Origin of the sequence: Humibacillus xanthopallidus, assembly GCF_006717145.1 — a bacterium.
Classification (GTDB): Bacteria; Actinomycetota; Actinomycetes; order Actinomycetales; family Dermatophilaceae; genus Humibacillus; species Humibacillus xanthopallidus.
In genome coordinates this window covers 2,305,251-2,320,748 of record NZ_VFQF01000001.1, presented here as the reverse complement: position 1 = coordinate 2,320,748, position 15,498 = coordinate 2,305,251, and the positions used below count along the sequence as shown (strand labels likewise).

At 71.8% G+C, this 15,498-nt stretch carries 15 protein-coding genes; 7 read left to right on the top strand and 8 right to left on the bottom strand.

Annotation, left to right across the window (positions count from 1 at the left end; translation table 11 throughout):
• Positions 1-51: 51 nt before the first annotated feature.
• Positions 52-873: a PIG-L deacetylase family protein gene (locus tag FHX52_RS10175; RefSeq protein WP_141821773.1), complete on the bottom strand. Its 822-nt coding sequence runs from the start codon at positions 871-873 to the stop codon at positions 52-54.
• A 33-nt stretch (positions 874-906) separates the two neighbouring features.
• On the opposite strand from FHX52_RS10175, the gene FHX52_RS10170 reads away from it, so the two are divergent.
• From FHX52_RS10170 to FHX52_RS10150, 5 genes are all read left to right on the top strand, one after another.
• Positions 907-2,040 (top strand): glycosyltransferase, encoded by a 1,134-nt coding sequence (locus FHX52_RS10170; protein WP_141821772.1) that lies wholly within the window; start codon positions 907-909, stop codon positions 2,038-2,040.
• Between the two features lie 8 nt (positions 2,041-2,048).
• A complete protein-coding gene (locus FHX52_RS10165) occupies positions 2,049-2,768 on the top strand; it encodes an NUDIX hydrolase (protein ID WP_141821771.1) in 720 nt (239 codons plus the stop codon).
• Positions 2,769-2,810: 42 nt separating this feature from the next.
• Entirely contained in the window at positions 2,811-3,173 is a 363-nt protein-coding gene (locus FHX52_RS10160) for a hypothetical protein (RefSeq protein WP_221630536.1), read from the top strand.
• A 64-nt stretch (positions 3,174-3,237) separates the two neighbouring features.
• Positions 3,238-3,453, top strand: coding sequence for a hypothetical protein (locus tag FHX52_RS10155; RefSeq protein WP_141822157.1), 216 nt, complete (start codon positions 3,238-3,240; stop codon positions 3,451-3,453).
• A gap of 190 nt (positions 3,454-3,643) precedes the next feature.
• A complete protein-coding gene (locus FHX52_RS10150) occupies positions 3,644-4,582 on the top strand; it encodes a type IV toxin-antitoxin system AbiEi family antitoxin domain-containing protein (RefSeq protein WP_185747180.1) in 939 nt (312 codons plus the stop codon).
• 86 nt (positions 4,583-4,668) lie between these two features.
• Here FHX52_RS10150 and FHX52_RS10145 read toward each other — a convergent pair whose 3' ends face one another.
• From FHX52_RS10145 to FHX52_RS10125, 5 genes are all read right to left on the bottom strand, one after another.
• Complete coding sequence (locus FHX52_RS10145) at positions 4,669-6,234, bottom strand: amidohydrolase (protein WP_141821770.1); 1,566 nt, start codon at positions 6,232-6,234, stop codon at positions 4,669-4,671.
• On the bottom strand, positions 6,231-7,223 hold the full coding sequence (locus FHX52_RS10140) for a quinone oxidoreductase family protein (RefSeq protein WP_141821769.1): 993 nt from the start codon (positions 7,221-7,223) through the stop codon (positions 6,231-6,233). Before FHX52_RS10140 ends, FHX52_RS10145 begins: the two co-directional genes overlap by 4 nt.
• A 34-nt stretch (positions 7,224-7,257) precedes the next feature.
• On the bottom strand, positions 7,258-7,701 hold the full coding sequence (locus FHX52_RS10135; protein WP_221630535.1) for an SRPBCC family protein: 444 nt from the start codon (positions 7,699-7,701) through the stop codon (positions 7,258-7,260).
• Positions 7,673-9,319: a wax ester/triacylglycerol synthase domain-containing protein gene (locus FHX52_RS10130; RefSeq protein ID WP_185747179.1), complete on the bottom strand. Its 1,647-nt coding sequence runs from the start codon at positions 9,317-9,319 to the stop codon at positions 7,673-7,675. Before FHX52_RS10130 ends, FHX52_RS10135 begins: the two co-directional genes overlap by 29 nt.
• 78 nt (positions 9,320-9,397) lie before the next feature.
• Entirely contained in the window at positions 9,398-9,886 is a 489-nt protein-coding gene (locus FHX52_RS10125; RefSeq protein ID WP_141821767.1) for a GNAT family N-acetyltransferase, read from the bottom strand.
• Positions 9,887-9,955: 69 nt separating this feature from the next.
• Here FHX52_RS10125 and pcrA point away from each other — a divergent pair, with 69 nt between their 5' ends.
• The gene (pcrA, locus tag FHX52_RS10120; RefSeq protein ID WP_141821766.1) at positions 9,956-12,472 is read left to right on the top strand and encodes a DNA helicase PcrA; all 2,517 of its coding nucleotides are present in this window, start codon (positions 9,956-9,958) and stop codon (positions 12,470-12,472) included.
• 187 nt (positions 12,473-12,659) lie between these two features.
• On the opposite strand, the gene FHX52_RS10115 is transcribed toward pcrA, so the two are convergent.
• Both FHX52_RS10115 and FHX52_RS10110 read right to left on the bottom strand, forming a co-directional pair.
• A complete protein-coding gene (locus FHX52_RS10115) occupies positions 12,660-13,337 on the bottom strand; it encodes a M23 family metallopeptidase (protein ID WP_246069786.1) in 678 nt (225 codons plus the stop codon).
• Positions 13,338-13,779: 442 nt separating this feature from the next.
• Complete coding sequence (locus tag FHX52_RS10110) at positions 13,780-14,718, bottom strand: esterase/lipase family protein (protein WP_246069784.1); 939 nt, start codon at positions 14,716-14,718, stop codon at positions 13,780-13,782.
• 79 nt (positions 14,719-14,797) lie between these two features.
• Here FHX52_RS10110 and icmB point away from each other — a divergent pair, with 79 nt between their 5' ends.
• A complete protein-coding gene (gene icmB / locus FHX52_RS10105) occupies positions 14,798-15,208 on the top strand; it encodes a coenzyme B12-dependent isobutyryl CoA mutase small subunit (protein WP_141821764.1) in 411 nt (136 codons plus the stop codon).
• Positions 15,209-15,498 lie beyond the last annotated feature (290 nt).

The following is a 15,498-nucleotide window of genomic DNA, read 5'->3' as shown; positions in this document are numbered from 1 at the left end:
GACGATGGGGAGCGGAGTCACAGGACCGGGCGGACGGCATACCGCCTCGGGTCAGGGGAGCCCGTCGAAGACGTCGCGGCGCACCGGGTCGCCCGGGTGGGCGGCGGGGTCGACGAACCACTCGCGCCCGAAGACGAGGTCGTAGAGCGGCCGGGGGATGCGCAGGAAGGCGGCGAGGGTGCGGTCGACGCCGCCGTCGGCGCTCGCCTGCGACGCGTGCGCGCGCATCGAGGCGCGCTTGGCCGCGATGTGGCGTCGGACGTTGATCCGGTGCGTGATCTCGCTGCGAGCCGAGAAGGCGCGGTCGAAGCTCGAGCGGTCGAACTCCGGCGGGAAGCGGTAGACCCTGGCCGCGAGGTCGATGGCACGGCAGATGGTGTCGCGCGGCACCGTCGCCTCGAGGACCCGCGGCGTGCCGGCGAGCTCGGCGGCACGGCGGCCCACGACGTGGACCTGCTTGTGGTCGGGGTGGCCGTAGCCGCCGTTGGGCTCGTAGGAGAGCAGCACGTCGGCCTCCTCCTCCGTGAGGATCGCCGCGAGCCGGGCGGCAGCCTCCTCCACGTCGGCGCGGACGAAGCGGGTCGCGCCCGGCGGGTCGGGCGCGACCTCTGGCCCGAGGCCGCTGTCGGCATAGCCGAGGTGCTCGACGCGGGCGACGCCCAGCGCGGCGGCGCTGCGCCTCAGCTCGGCCATCCGCCGGCCGGCGAGCGCGCCGTCGGCGGCGAACTCCTGCGACGCGAGCCCCAGCTCCCCGTCGGTCGCGACCACGAGCACGACCCGGTGGCCCTCGGCCGCCGCGCGCGCCATCGTGCCCGACGTGAGGAGGGCCTCGTCGTCGGGGTGGGCGTGGAAGGCGAGCAGGGTGCGTGGCATCGCCCCATCTTTTCGCATGACAGAGTGAAGCCTGTGAAGGTGGCCCTCCTGTCCGACTGCTATCTGCCGCGGCTCGGCGGCATCGAGGTGCAGACGCACGACCTCGCGCGTGCTCTCGTCGGGCTCGGCCACGAGGTCGAGGTCTTCACCGCGACCCAGGGCGGCGCCGGTGAGCGGAACGGTGAGATCACCGTCGTCGACGGCATCCCCGTCCACCGGCTGGCCGCGCGCCTCCCGTGGCAGCTGCCGATCAACCCGTGGGCGCCGCCGGAGCTGCGCCGCCGCCTCGAGGGTGGTCACTTCGACGTCGCGCACGTGCAGACCGGCGTCGTGTCGCCCTTCGCCTGGGACGCGACCCGGGTGACGCTGCGGATGGGACTGCCGACGGCCATGACGTGGCACTGCATGCTCGCCGACCTCGCCCCCGTCTTCGACGCCGGCCGCTTCGTGCGCCGCTGGGCCGCTCGGGGTGTCGCGATGTCTGCCGTGTCCGACGTGGCGGCCCGCCCCCTGCGGGGGCTCGTCGAGCCGGGGAGCGCCGTGTCGGTGCTGCCCAACGGCATCGATGTCAGCCGGTGGGCCGCCGGGCGCGTCGACCGGGCGCCGGGCCCGCTGCGCCTCGTCACGGCGATGCGCCTCGCGAAGCGCAAGCGGCCTGCGGCGCTCGTCGGCGTCGTCGCGCAGGCGGAGGCCATGGCCGGCGAGGGCGCCATCACGCTGACCATCCTCGGCGAGGGGCCAGAGCGGTCGCGGGTCGAGCGGCACGTGCGCGAGCACGACCTCGGCTGGGTGCGCCTGCCCGGCCGCGTCTCGCGCGAGGAGCTGAGAGAGAGGTATGCCGCCTCCGACGTCTACCTGTCACCTGCACGACTCGAGTCGTTCGGCATCGCAGCCCTCGAGGCGCGCACTGTCGGCCTGCCGGTGATCGGCCGATCCGGCTCTGGGGTAGGGGAGTTCGTGAGTGACGGGGTGAACGGCCTTGTCGTCTCGAGCGACTCGGAGATGGCTTCCGCAATCGCCTCTCTCGCAACCGATCCCGCACGAGTCGCAGAGATGCGTGCGTGGAACGTCGCCCACCCCCCGGAGCAGGAGTGGTCGCAGGTCGCTCGCCTGGCCGTGAGCGAGTACGAGCGTGCGATCTCGCTCGTGCGGACTCCATCGGCATGACCCGGCCGGTGCGCACCAATGTCCCTGGCGGCGTGCACGTCGTCGGGGTGGTCGGCACCGGTGGCGCCGGTGGCGCCGTTGCTCGCGCCCGTCTCGCCCACGGGGCCGACCCGGTGCACGTGCTCGCCCAGTCGGGGTGGGCCGCCGACTCCGCCCACTCCGCCACCGTGCGTGAGGACGGGGCGCTCGAGCTCACCTATCTCGTGAGCGCTCTGGACGGCATACCGCCTCGGGTGCCGGAGGTGCCGCGCGACCTCGGCGTGGCGCCCGACGAGGTGGGGGAGCCCTACCAGCGCGTCGCGGCATACGCCGTCGTGACGAGCGAGCGCGGCGTGCTGCTGACGCAGTTCAACTCGCAGACCCACGTCGCCGGCGACTGGGGCCTGCCCAGGGGCGGGCTCGACGACGGCGAGTCGCCCGTCGCCGGGGTCCACCGCGAGGTGTGGGAGGAGACGGGCCAGCGCATCGACCTCGGCGACCTCATCACCGTCCAGTCGCAGCACTGGGTGGGGCGGGCTCCGTCGGGGGCGCTCGAGGACTTCCACGCTGTGCGGATCGTCTATGCCGCAACGTGTCCCGAGCCGACCGAGATCGTCATCCACGACGTCGGCGGCACGACCTCCGATGCGCGCTGGGTGCCCGTCGACCGGATCGACGACTACCCGCTGACGTCGTCGTGGCGGCGGCTCGCGGCGCTGCACGACCTCGGGGAGCGGCCCGGCTCCTGACGGGGGAGGGGCGGCGGCGCTCGGAATACGACGCTCCGTAGGATGACCGCCATGGACTTCGTCTACAACGTGCTCGTCGCCCTCCACCTGCTCGGCATGGCTGCTGTCGTCGGCGGGTGGATCGCCGTCCGGAGCGGGCGCACGCTCATCGCGCCCATCGTCTGGGGGGCACGTGCCCAGCTCGTGACGGGCCTTGCCCTCGTCGGCATCGCGTCGGCGATCAAGGACGACTCCCACGAGGTGAACAACACGAAGATCGCGGTCAAGCTCGTCATCGCCCTCGTCGTCGTCGCGGCCGCGGAGATCGGCCGGGCCCGCACCAAGCGCGGCCAGGACGCCGGCACCCTGCTCGACGTCGCCGGCGGCGGCGCCGTGGTGAACGTCCTCGTCGCCGCCCTCTGGTGACGTCGCGCTGGTCCTCGCTCCTGAGGCGCCTGCCTGAGCTGCCCGCCTGAGATGGGTGGCTGAGATGCGGTGGAACGCCGGGGTGCTCGCCGGTCTGCTCGTCGGGCTCGTGTGGCTCGTCGCCGGCATCGTGCTCGTCCTCGTCGGGCGGCGGCGTCGGCGCTCGTCGACGGCTGCCGGTGCCGGTGGGGTCGGCATCATCGGCGTCTTCCTCACCGTCGTCGGTCTGCTGACGTGGTTCGCGACCCTCCTGCTCGCCGTCGTCCCCGGCGAGTCCTGACCCCTGCGGCGCCTTTCACCCGCGCCGCCTTCGCCACGGACCGTGCGAGTCCGACCAACGACCATTGCTCCGCGAAGCACGCCCACGCGGTGCATCCAGCGGCGTGTCGAGGCCCTGGGTGAACCTATGGTCGTTCGTCGGCTGTGGATGACCGGCGGAGCCGCGCGACCGTCTCCGCGAGGCTGGCCATATGGACATCACCGACGTCATGCAACGGATGGGCGGGGTCGCAACTCACGGTCAGCTCAAGGCGGCCGTGGGTCGGCAGGCTCTCGATGACGCGCACCGGGCGGGTCGCATCCACCGGGTCGCTCGTGGCAGGTACGTGCTTCCGAGCGCCCACGCCGCCCGAGTGGCCGCCCACCGGCTCACCGCCGTCGCCGGGCTGACCAGCGCAGCGGCGTCCTATGAGTGGTCGCTCAAGTGGCAGCCGCGGCAGCCAGAACTGATCGTGCCGCGTGGACGCAAGGTGTCCGTCGAGGCTCAGGCGTCAGCGCGCATCCGGTGGCAACGCCTTCCTGCGAGCGATGTCGTCGGCTGGCGCACCACCCCCCTTCGCACGGTGCTGGACTGCGCCACGACGTTGCCCTTCGACGAGGCACTCGCAGTCGCCGACTCAGCCTTGAGGTCGGGGTCGGTGACGTCTGTCGAGCTGATGCGTGCGGCGCAGGCCATGCCTGGCCGCGGACGGGATGCCGCCTTCGACGTTGCGTGGTTTGCGAGTGAGCGGCCGGCCAACGCCTTCGAGTCCGTCATCCGGGCGATCTCCACCGAGGTGCCCGGACTCCGTCTGGAACCGCAGCGGCGCATCCGGGTCGCGGGTCGACGCATTCGTCCTGACCTCGTCGACCCCGCGCTGCGGATCGTCGTGGAGGGCGACAGTCACGAGTTCCACACGTCGTCCCGGGTGATCGACGCGGACTGCTGGCGCTACGACGAGCTGGTGCTCGATAACTGGCTGGTCATCCGGGTGTCCTGGCCTCAGGCCATGTTCAAGGCTGCTTGGGTGCAGTCCGTGCTGGCTCGGGCTGCTGTCAGGCAGGATGCGCTGCTCGGCACCGACTACGTCAGGCTTCGCGGCTGCGGCCGCCGACCGACGACCATTGCTCACACCCGGGCCCGCCCGTGACGCTTGGTACCCGCAGAGCACACGCGCAGTGTGGAGACACGGTCGTCGGTCGGCGGTCGGGCAACCGCAGAGGTATGCCGGGTGGGTCAGGTGCGCTCGTGGGCGAGCTCGCCGTCGACCCAGGTCTGCAGCACCACGGTGTCGCGGATGTCGGCGGGGGCCGACTGCTCGAGCGTCCACAGGTCGCGGTCGACGGCGATGAGGTCGGCGAGCTGGCCCGGCGCGAGACGCCCGACGTCCGTGCGCCCGACCGCCTCGTGCGCCCCCACGGTGTGGGCGTGCACGGCCTCGTCGAGCGTGATCCGCTCCTCGGGTCGCCAGCCGCCCAGCGGTGAGCCGTCGGCGCGCCGCCGGGTCACGGCGGCGTGCAGGCCGTAGAAGGGGTTCGGGTCCTCGACCGGCGCATCCGACCCGAAGGCGAGGCGCACGCCGGCATCGAGGAAGCTGCGCCACGCGTAGGACGCCAGGCGTCGGTGGCCGATGATCTGGTCGGCCAGCTCGAGGTCGGCCGTGCAGTGGCTCGGCTGCATCGAGGCGATGACGTCGAGCGTGCGGAAGCGGGGGAGGTCGACCGGTCGCACGTGCTGGGCGTGCTCGACGCGCAGCACTGCATCGTGCCCTGCGGCCCGCACCGCCTCGAACGAGTCGAGCACGAGCCGGTTGGCCTCGTCGCCGATGGCGTGCGTGCAGACGTCGAGCCCCGACTGCACGGCGAGCAGGGTGCGCCCGAGCAGCACCTCGTAGGGCATCGCCGCGATGCCGCAGCCCTCGTGGCCGATGAAGGGCTCCGTCATGTGGGCAGTGTGTGACCCGAGGGCGCCGTCACTGAAGAACTTGACCGGCCCGACCCGGAAGCGGTCGTCGCCCTGACCCGACCGGCGGCCCTGCTCGATCGCGAGCTCGAGGTCGGGGTCGCGGGTGCACTTGGTGACCCGGAGACGGAGAGCTCCCTCCGCGTGCATCTCGGCGTATGCCGCCCGGGTCTCCTCGCCGTCGATGTCGGTGATGCTCGTGAGGCCGACCGAGAGCAGCAGGTCCTGCGCCCGCTCGAGCCACGGCCGCAACGGCGCCTGGTCCTGCTCGATGACGTCGAGCAGCTCCTGGGCCGACTCGCGCAGGATGCCCGTCGGCTCACCGTCGGCGTCGCGGACGATCTCGCCACCGACAGGGTCGGGGGTGTCGCGCGTGATGCCGGCGCGTTGCAGCGCAAGGGAGTTCGCCCAGATCGTGTGGCCGTCGACGCTCGAGAGCGCAGCGACCCGGTCGCCCGAGACGGTGTCGAGCGAGTGCCGGTCGGGCTGGACCGGCACCGCCCAGATGTTGTGGTTCCACCGGCCGCTGTGCAGCCACTCCCCGGGTGCGAGGCCTGCCTCGTGGGCCCGGACCAGCCCGAGCGTCTCGTCGAGCGAGCGTGCCTCGTGCAGGTCGACGGAGGAGAGGCTCCGCGCCACCCACTCGGTGTGGATGTGGGCGTCGTGCAGACCTGGCATCACGAGGGCGCCGGGGAGGTCGACGACGGCGTCCGCCCCTGCATCGAGCGCAGCCGAGCCGACCTCGATGATGCGACCGTCCTCGACGAGCAGCGCTGTCGTCCAAGGCTGCCCGATGTCTCCGGTCCAGATGCGGTCGTGCCGCAGCAGCGTGCGGCTCATACGCCGGGCACCAGGATGAGCTTGCCGGTCGTCTGCCTGCCCTCGAGGGCGGCATAGGCCGACGCCGCCTCGGTGAGGGGGTAGCGGCCGCCGATGTCGATGGCGAGCGACCCGTCCGCGATCGCGCCGAGCACCTCGCCCGCGCGCCACTCGAGCTCGGCACGGTCGGCGACGTAGTGGCCCAGGGACGGTCGCGTCAGGAAGAGCGACCCTCCGGCGTTGAGGCGCTGGATCTCGAAGGGCGGCACCTGGCCGCTGGCACCACCGAAGAGGACCATCATGCCCCTGGGTCGCAGGGAGGCGAGCGACGCGTCGAACGTCGCCTTGCCGACACCGTCATAGGCCACGTCGACGCCCCGACCCGCTGCCGAGCGCACGGCTGCGGCCAAGTCGTCGGACGACGAGAACGTCGAGTAGTTGATGAGGTGCTGGGCGCCGAGCGCCCTTGCGATGTCGAGCTTCTCGTCGGTTCCTGCGGTCGCGACCACCGTCGCTCCGCGGTGCGTGATGAGCTGCACGAGGAGCTGCCCGACCCCGCCGGCCGCGGCGTGCACGAGGGCCACCTCACCCTCGCGGACGGCATACGTGCTCGTGACGAGGTAGTGGGCGGTGAGGCCCTGGAGCATCGCGGCGGCAGCGACCTCGAGGTCGACGCCGTCGGGCACCGGCACGACCTTGTCGGCCGGCTTGTTGGTGAGCGTCGACATGCTGTTCGGCGACTGGCACCAGGCCACCCGGTCGCCGACGGCGATGCCGGAGACCTCGGAACCCACCGCGACGACGGTGCCGGCACCTTCCTCGCCGAGGACGAAGGGCGTGGGCACGGGATAGATGCCCTGGCGCTTGTAGACGTCGATGAAGTTGACGCCGGCGGCCGCGAGCTCGACCTGCACCTCGCCCGCGCCGGGCGCCGGCACGTCGTGCTCTCGCACCTGGAGGACGTCGCGCTCGCCGGGCTCTGACACGAAGACGCTTGTCGCAGTGGTCATGCCAGCCACCCTACGACCGCCTCCCGCACCCTGCTCACGACACCGGCTCGAGCCGGGTCTTCAGACCGGTGAGCGTCTCGTCGACGAGGCCCTTGATGATCCGCGAGCGGATGAAGCCGGGCAGCGGCAGGTTGTGGTGGATCGTGAGGTCGTACGTGACACGCGCGCGATCCACCCCGAGGGGCTCAACGGTGTAGACGCCCTCCTGGCCGGTCTGGAGGCGTCCCTCGACCATGGACCAGCTCATGCCGTCGGGGGCGTGCTCGTAGGCGAGGGTGTAGCGGTCGGTGCCGACGGCGGTCGACGCGGCGAAGCGCGCCGTCAGCGGCAGGCCCGCGTCGTCGGCCTCGAGGACCTCGGCCTCCTTGATCGTCGGGATCCACTCCGGCTGGCTCGCGACGTCGCGGATCGCGGCGAGCGCCACGTCGAGCCCGGCGTGGACCTCGACGTCACGCCGTGCGTGGTCGGTCGGCATCATGCCCCTTTCCCCGGCCCGCCTTCGGGCCTTTCCGCCGTTTCTTCGCCGCCGCCTTGGCCGGACCCTTGCCGCTGCCCGGGCGCGGTCGCCCGATGTGGACGAGGTGGTCGAGCTCGTCCTCGAAGGCTGCGAGGAGGAGCTCCGGGTCGGGCACGACGGCGACGTCGGTCATGAACCCGACCCGCACCGTGCCGGCATACGTGAAGATGCAGACGCCGACGACGTGCGTGCCCGAGCCGGGCACCCAGCCCATGACGCCGGCGATAGGCACCCCGGCGAGCGTGCGGGTCGACCGGGGCCCGGCGACGTTGGTCGTCACGCCGATCGCCTTGTTGGCGAAGAAGTCGACGATGTAGCGCTCGATGCCCGCGGTGGTCCGTCCGATCGCGTTGATGAGCGCGAAGGTGAGCACGGCCTCGGGGGAGTGCTTGAGCCAGTCCATCCGGCGCTTGGTCTCCGCCAGCCGCGCGAGTGGAGCGGAGAGGGCACTGGGGTAGCGGAAGAAGACGAGGGCGAAGCGGTTGCCGAGCTCCGGCGGCAGCGGCTCGTCGAGCGGGCGCACGTTGACCGGCACCATCGTCACGAGGTCGACGGGGTCGGCGCCCTTGTCGAGCTGGTAGCGGTGGAGGGCGGCGGCGACGGCACTCATCAGCACGTCGTTGAGCGTTGCTCCGGCGAGGCGGCCGAGCTGCTTTGGCCCGACGAGCGGGAGCGGCTCGCTCCACACGACGCGCTTCGTGCCGCCCGGGGCGCCGTCGAGCGGGTTCGGCGGGTTGTGGGTGAGGAGCAGCTCCGCGACGACGCGCGTCGTGCGCACGGCGAGGTCGGCGGTGTCGCGTATGCCGCCCGGCGTGCTCAGCCGCAGCAGCTGGCCGACGCCGTCGCGAGCGAGCCGCAGGCCGTCACCCACGAGGGAGAGAAGGGGCAGCCGCAGGCCGCTCCCGCGCTCGTCCAGGTGCTCGTTCAGGTGCTCGTTCAGGTGGTCGTCAGCGTGCTGGCCCAGGTGCTCGTCCAGGTGCTCGAGCGTCTCGACGGCCGCCTCCACAGCCGCGACGACCTCCGGGCTGTCCATCGCTCCGGAGAGCGTGGTGTCGGGTGGCACCACGGTCGACACGGCCATCCCCGCCGCGTCGGCCGGATCGCCCTCGGTCAGCGAGAGCAGCACCCTCGTCAGGGCGATGCCGTCGGCGAGCGAGTGGTGGATGCGCAGGAACATCGCGGCGCCCTGCCCGTGGCCGTCGATGAGGTGGAGCTCCCAGAGCGGGTGGGCGTGGTCGAGCGGCCGGTCGAGGTAGCCCTCGATGTGGTGCTGGAGCGTCCGGTCGTCTCCCGGCGAGGGGAGCGTGACCCGCCGGAGGTGCCGGTCGAGCCGGAAGTCCTCGTCGTCCACCCAGTAGGGCTGCCCGAGGGCCCCGGAGACGCCGGCGGACTCGGGTCGCTGGTGGAAGACCGGGAAGGGCTCGACGACCTTGTGCCGGATCAGCTCGGTGACCTCGTCCCAGTCGGGCACCCCGTCGAGGAACATCAGCGACACGATGACCATGAGGTTGTTGGGCCGGTCCATGTTGAGCCAGATGGTGTCGACGGGGCCGATGCGTCGTCGGACGGGTAGGGGCATGGTGACTCCGGTCTCAGGGGCTAGGCACAGCATCACCGGTGGGTGGGCCGCTCCGCTAGGGACGATGGTCCCGGCGGCTCACGCGTCAGCGAGCCGCCGCAGGGCGTCGCCGTCGACCCGGTGGGTCGTCCACTCCTCGAGGGCCGTGGCGCCCCGGGAGCGGTAGAACTCGATCGACGGGGTGTTCCAGTCGAGCACGGTCCACTCGAGCCGGGTCCAGCCGCGCTCCACGCAGATCGCGGCGAGGCGCGAGAGCAGGGCCGCGCCCATGCCGCTCCCTCGCTGCTCGGGCTCGACGAAGAGGTCCTCGAGCCAGATGCCCGCCTGCCCCGTCCACGTCGAGAAGCTGCGGAACCACAGCGCCATGCCGACGACGGAGCCCTGCCGCACCGCCACGAGGGCGTATGCCGTGGGGTCGCCGTCGTCGGGGAAGAGTGCCGTCGCGAACTGGGCGGGGGTCGCCGTGGCCGCCTCGGGCTCGCGCTCGTAGGCGGCTAGCTCGCGGACGAGGCGGATGAGGTCGGGCACGTCGGCGGGCGTGGCCTCGCGGATCTCGAAGTCGGTCACCGCCCCATTGTCGCCGGTGTGGGTGGCGGGCCGTCGCTGTGGGCGCCGCGACGTAGGCTGGTGCCCATCATGAGCACGCTCTTCGACGACCTCTCCTTCCCCGGCTTCGACCGAGAGCAGGGGGCAGCCGCCACCGGTGGGTCGACGAGTCCCGGAGGGGCCCCTGTCACGGGTGTGACCGAGCAGGGTGTGCCCACGTGGGCGGAGGCTGCAGCCCGCGGCGGCGTCGCGGGCGCCGGGGGCTCGGCCGGACGGCATACCGACCTCGACCCGGAGGCGCTGCTCGAGGGCCTCAACCCGCACCAGCGCGATGCCGTCGTGCACGAGGGCACCCCGCTGCTCATCGTGGCCGGTGCGGGCTCGGGCAAGACGCGGGTGCTGACCCACCGCATCGCGTGGCTGCTCGGCGAGCGAGGAGCCCAGCCGGGGCAGATCCTCGCGATCACCTTCACCAACAAGGCCGCCGCCGAGATGCGCGAGCGGGTCGAGTCGCTCGTCGGGCCCCGCGCCCGGGCGATGTGGGTGATGACCTTCCACTCGGCCTGCGTGCGTATCCTGCGGCGCGAGGCGGCGAAGGTCGGCATGAAGTCGACCTTCTCGATCTACGACGCCGCCGACAGCCAGCGCCTCATGAGCCTCGTGCTGCGCGACCTCGACCTCGACCCCAAGCGCTACCCGGCGCGCGGCTTCTCGCACCAGGTGAGCAACCTCAAGAACGAGCTCATCGACGAGGAGACGTACGCCGCTCAGGTCGCCGAGGGCAACCACTACGACCGCACGGTCGCGTCGGCCTACACGCAGTACCAACGCCGCCTGCGCCAGGCCAACGCGCTCGACTTCGACGACATCATCATGATGACCGTCAACATCCTGCAGGCCTTCCCCGACGTCGCCGAGTACTACCGGCGCCGCTTCCGGCACGTGCTCGTCGACGAGTACCAGGACACCAACCAGGCGCAGTACCAGCTCATCAAGGAGCTCGTCGGGGAGGTCAAGGGTCCCGCCGGCGCGTATGCCGTGCCGCCGGCCGAGCTGTGCGTCGTCGGCGACTCCGACCAGTCGATCTATGCGTTCCGCGGCGCGAGCATCCGCAACATCCTCGAGTTCGAGCAGGACTACCCCGAGGCCCGCACGATCCTGCTCGAGCAGAACTACCGCTCGAGCCAGCGAATCCTGCGGGCAGCCAACTCGGTCATCGCCCGCAACGAGGGCCGCCGCGCGAAGAACCTCTGGACCGACTCCGGCGACGGCGCGATGATCACCGGCTACGTCGGCGACAACGAGCACGACGAGGCGGCCTTCGTCGCCAAGGAGATCGACGACCTCGCATCGCACGGCGTCAAGCCGGGTGACGTCGCCGTCTTCTACCGCACCAACGCGCAGAGCCGCGCCGTCGAGGAGGTCCTCGTGCGAGTCGGCCTGCCCTACAAGGTGGTCGGCGGCACGCGCTTCTACGAGCGGCGCGAGGTCAAGGACGCGCTCGCCTACCTCCGCGTCGTCTCCAACCCCACCGACACCGTCAACCTCCGCCGCATCCTCAACACCCCCAAGCGCGGCATCGGCGACCGCGCGGAGGCCTGCGTCGCCGCGCTCGCGGAGCGCGAGCGCATCCCCTTCGTCGCCGCCCTCGGGCGCGCCGAGGACGCCCCCGGCATCGCCACCCGCTCCGTCGCTGCCATCAAGGGCTTCACCGCGTTGCTCGAGCGGCTGCGCACCGCCTACGAGGCCGACGACAGCGTGGCCGCCCTGCTCGAGATGGTGCTCGAGGAGAGCGGCTACCTCGCCGAGCTGCGCGCGAGCCACGACCCGCAGGACGAGACGCGCATCGAGAACCTCGCCGAGCTGGTCGCGGTCGCGCAGGAGTACGACGAGCGCCGGGCCACCGAGCTGCAGGAGTCCGGTGGCGAGCTGCCGCCCGGCGTCGAGCCCGAGGACGTCGGGCCCGCAGGCGCGCTCGAGGAGTTCCTCGAGCAGGTCTCGCTCGTGGCAGACGCCGACGAGATCCCGGACTCGCCCGTTGGATCGGCTGCGGCGGACCTCGGGGTGGTCACCCTGATGACGCTGCACACGGCCAAGGGCCTCGAGTTCCCGGTCGTCTTCCTCACGGGCATGGAGGACGGCACCTTCCCGCACATGCGGGCGCTCGCCGACCCCAAGGAGCTCGAGGAGGAGCGCCGCCTCGCCTACGTCGGCATCACTCGGGCCCGCGAGCGCCTCTACCTCAGCCGGGCCGCCGTGCGGTCCGCGTGGGGCGCCCCGCAGTACAACCCCCCGTCGCGCTTCCTCGACGAGATCCCGGGCGACCTGCTCGACTGGCAGCGGCTCGGCCCGTCGTTCAGCGGCGCTCGCGGGTCCGACCGTCCGGCCGTCGCGACGCTCGCAGCCCGGCCCGGGGTGCGCAGCGCCGGCAAGCGGCCGGTGATCTCCCTGCACTCCGGCGACCGGGTCAGCCACGACTCGTTCGGCCTCGGCACCGTCGTGCGCGTCGAGGGCGAGGGCGACAAGTCGATGGCCCACGTCGACTTCGGCGAGGAGACCGGCGTCAAGCGCCTCCTCCTGCGCTACGCCCCCCTCGTCAAGCTCTGACGCGCGTCACGACGGCCGCGTGTGGCGCGGCGGCCACGGACGTCACGAAGGCCACGAGCAGCACGACGGTTGCGTGCGGCACGAAGGCCACCGGACGGCATACCGCCGCGGGCTGGGATGCGAACAGGCCCGCCCCCCGGTGGGGGTGCGGGCCTGTGCGTCGGTATGCCGTGTGGCTCGGCTCAGCTCAGAGCTGCACGCCGCGCTTGGCGAGCCAGGTGCGGGGGGCGACCGCGCTCCCGTCGCCGGGGTGGATCTCGAGGTGCACGTGCGGGCCGGTCGAGTTGCCGGTGCTGCCGCTGTAGGAGACGGTCTGGCCGGGAACGACCTTGTCGCCCAGCGAGACGAGCAGGCGGCTGTTGTGGGCCATCCACGAGACGGTGCCGTCCCAGTACTGGATCTTTACCATGTAGCCGTAGCCCTCGTTGGACCAGCCGGCGAAGATCACCGTTCCGGACGACAGGGCGTGCACCGGGGTGCCGACCGGGCACGCGAGGTCCTGGGCCGGGTGCATCTTTCCCCAGCGGAAGCCGAAGCCGGACGTGAGCGTGTAGCCCGATACCGGCATCACCCAGCGGTGGGCGACGGCGAGGGCGCGCTTCTTGGCGTCGGCCTTTGCCTTGGCGTCGGCCTGAGCCTTCGCCTTGGCCTGCGCGGCCTTCTCGGCGGCGGCCTGGTCGGCCTTGGCCTTTGCCTGGGCAGCCGTCTCGTTGCCGGCGATGGAGGCGCTGACGATGAGGGTCTTGGCGTCGCGGGCCAGGTCACGCGAGGAGCGGGCTCCCGACCGGTTGGCGGCAGCGGCGGCGACGGCGGACGGGTCCGCCGCGAGACCGAGACCGGCGACCGTGTTTGAGACGTTCTTCATCGCGGCAGCTTCGGGGCTCAGCTCGCTGGCGCCTGCGTCACGGATGACGAGCCCACCGGTCACGGTCGTTCCGAGCAGCGCAACGGGGACGACGAACTGTCGACCCCGCGAAGGCTTCAGAGCTGGCCGATGACGGCCGACATAGCTTGAGGACACCAAGAAATTACCTAACGTTACCGACTGCGAGCCTCAACGGTAACGTGACCGATTCGTTACGCAAAATCGGGTAGAAACGCAGGGAGGCTGCCGTCGCGCTGGAGGGGTACCGCGACTGGGCATGACACTAGGCCATCCACGGCGGCCCCGACACCCTTTGCCCACACGAAGTTTCAACCGAATTCTCACGGCCCTCCCAGCGTAGAGTGCGGGGTCGGCGGGGCCGGGTCGCAGACCCCCGAACGAGGGGTCGCTCAGGGGCTCAGTGCCTCGCTGCCTCAGTGGCTCAGTGGCGCCGGGTGCGCAGGGCGCTGACCCCGGGGGTGACGGTGGCTCCCGAGGAGTCGAGGTGGGCCAGGGCTGCCGAGATGCCGTGGACGACCGTGGCGGTGATCGGCAGGCTCATGTGCCCCACCCCGTGCAGGGCGATGTTGTGCACGTTGAGGTCCTCGTGGTGCAGGGCGGCGTTGCGCTGTGGCACGACGACCTGGTCGAGGTCGGACCAGTAGACGATGAAGCGGGTCTGGCAGTCGGTGACGGGGCCGGCGAGCTCCTCCATGAGGGCGCTGCCGGGACGCAGCTGGCGGGTGAGCCCGTTGTTCCAGCCGTACGCCCAGATGCTGCCGGCGTGGGGCGTGCCGAGGGTGACGAGGGTGTGCACGTGGGCGTCGCCGCCGAGGCGGGTCACGTAGTAGCGCGCGATGAGGCCGCCCATCGAGTGACCGATGACGTGGATGCGCTCGTAGCCGGTCTCCTCGACGATCCGCTCGACCTCGGCGCCGAGGCGCGCAGCCGCGGCCCGGATGTCGCCGGTGAGGATGGAGTAGTTCATCGTCTCGATCTGTCCGAAGCCGCGGCGCACGAGGCCGCGGCGCAGCACGGTGAAGATCGAGCGGTTGTCGACCATTCCGTGCACGAGCAGGATCGGCGTCTCGGCGGCCTCCACGTTGTGTATCGCGAGACCGCGCTGGCTGGGAGGCAGGTGCTCGAGGCGGTAGCCCTGCCGGCGGTCGCTCGCGCGTGAGCCGAGCAGACCGAGGGGGTAGAGGCCGAGGTGCAGCCCCATCCAGGTGGCCTCGAGGGCCGCCCCCGCGAGGCCCGTGGGCGTGAACAGCGCTCCGACGACGTCACGGGCGGCGTCGAGCACCCCGCGGTGGCCGCGGGACTCCTCGCCCGCGGCACCGACCGCGCGCGGCGTCTCTGCCGCTCGTGCTGCCACTCCCACGAGCCGACCGTACCCCCGTCGGTGCCGGATGCGTCACTATTGCGCGACGCGTCTCATGAGGCTGGCTAGAGTGCGCCGCATGAGTGAGACCACCGCGAGCGTGATCCGAGTCGTCGTCGCCAAGCCCGGTCTCGACGGCCACGACCGCGGCGCGAAGGTCGTCGCGCGGGCGCTGCGCGACGCCGGCATGGAGGTCGTCTACACCGGCCTGCACCAGACGCCGGAGCAGATCGTCGAGGCCGCCATCCAGGAGGACGCCGACGTCGTCGGGCTCTCCGTGCTCTCCGGCGCCCACCTGACCCTCTTCGCCCGGGTCGTCGAGCTGCTGCGGGAGCGCGACGCCGCCGACATCATCGTCTTCGGTGGCGGCATCATCCCCGCCGACGACATCCCCGAGCTCGAGGCGCTCGGCGTGGCCAAGATCTTCACGCCCGGCGCGACGACGAACGAGATCGTCGACTGGGTGCGCGCCAACGTCCCCACCGACTGACCCGCGGCCTCCCTGGTTCGAGGTGATCCCGAGCCCCACGTGGGTGGCGCGATCACCTCGATTCCGTATGCCGTCCGGTTGGGTGGAGGTGATGCCGGGCCCCACGTGGGTGGCGCGATCACCTCGAATGGGCGGGAGGGCGGCATACCTGCTCGTCGTGACTGCCCGTCCCGTGAGTCCAGGTGATCCCGGGCCTCACGTGGGTGGCGCGATCACCTTGATTCCGTATGCCGTCCGGCTGGGTGGAGGTGATCCTGGGCCTCACGTGGGTGGCGCGATCACCTCGAATG

Excerpts from the sequence above, each read along its gene's own strand:
- icmB (WP_141821764.1), top strand. The coding sequence starts at position 14,798 with ATGAGTGAGACCACCGCGAGCGTGATCCGAGTCGTCGTCGCCAAGCCC.
- FHX52_RS10145 (WP_141821770.1), bottom strand. The coding sequence starts at position 6,234 with ATGAGCCGCACGCTGCTGCGGCACGACCGCATCTGGACCGGAGACATC.
- FHX52_RS10175 (WP_141821773.1), bottom strand. The coding sequence starts at position 873 with ATGCCACGCACCCTGCTCGCCTTCCACGCCCACCCCGACGACGAGGCC.
- FHX52_RS10140 (WP_141821769.1), bottom strand. The coding sequence starts at position 7,223 with ATGACCACTGCGACAAGCGTCTTCGTGTCAGAGCCCGGCGAGCGCGAC.
- FHX52_RS10160 (WP_221630536.1), top strand. The coding sequence starts at position 2,811 with ATGACCGCCATGGACTTCGTCTACAACGTGCTCGTCGCCCTCCACCTG.
- FHX52_RS10130 (WP_185747179.1), bottom strand. The coding sequence starts at position 9,319 with ATGCCCCTACCCGTCCGACGACGCATCGGCCCCGTCGACACCATCTGG.
- pcrA (WP_141821766.1), top strand. The coding sequence starts at position 9,956 with ATGAGCACGCTCTTCGACGACCTCTCCTTCCCCGGCTTCGACCGAGAG.
- FHX52_RS10150 (WP_185747180.1), top strand. The coding sequence starts at position 3,644 with ATGGACATCACCGACGTCATGCAACGGATGGGCGGGGTCGCAACTCAC.
- FHX52_RS10135 (WP_221630535.1), bottom strand. The coding sequence starts at position 7,701 with ATGATGCCGACCGACCACGCACGGCGTGACGTCGAGGTCCACGCCGGG.
- FHX52_RS10155 (WP_141822157.1), top strand. The coding sequence starts at position 3,238 with ATGCGGTGGAACGCCGGGGTGCTCGCCGGTCTGCTCGTCGGGCTCGTG.
- FHX52_RS10115 (WP_246069786.1), bottom strand. The coding sequence starts at position 13,337 with ATGAAGAACGTCTCAAACACGGTCGCCGGTCTCGGTCTCGCGGCGGAC.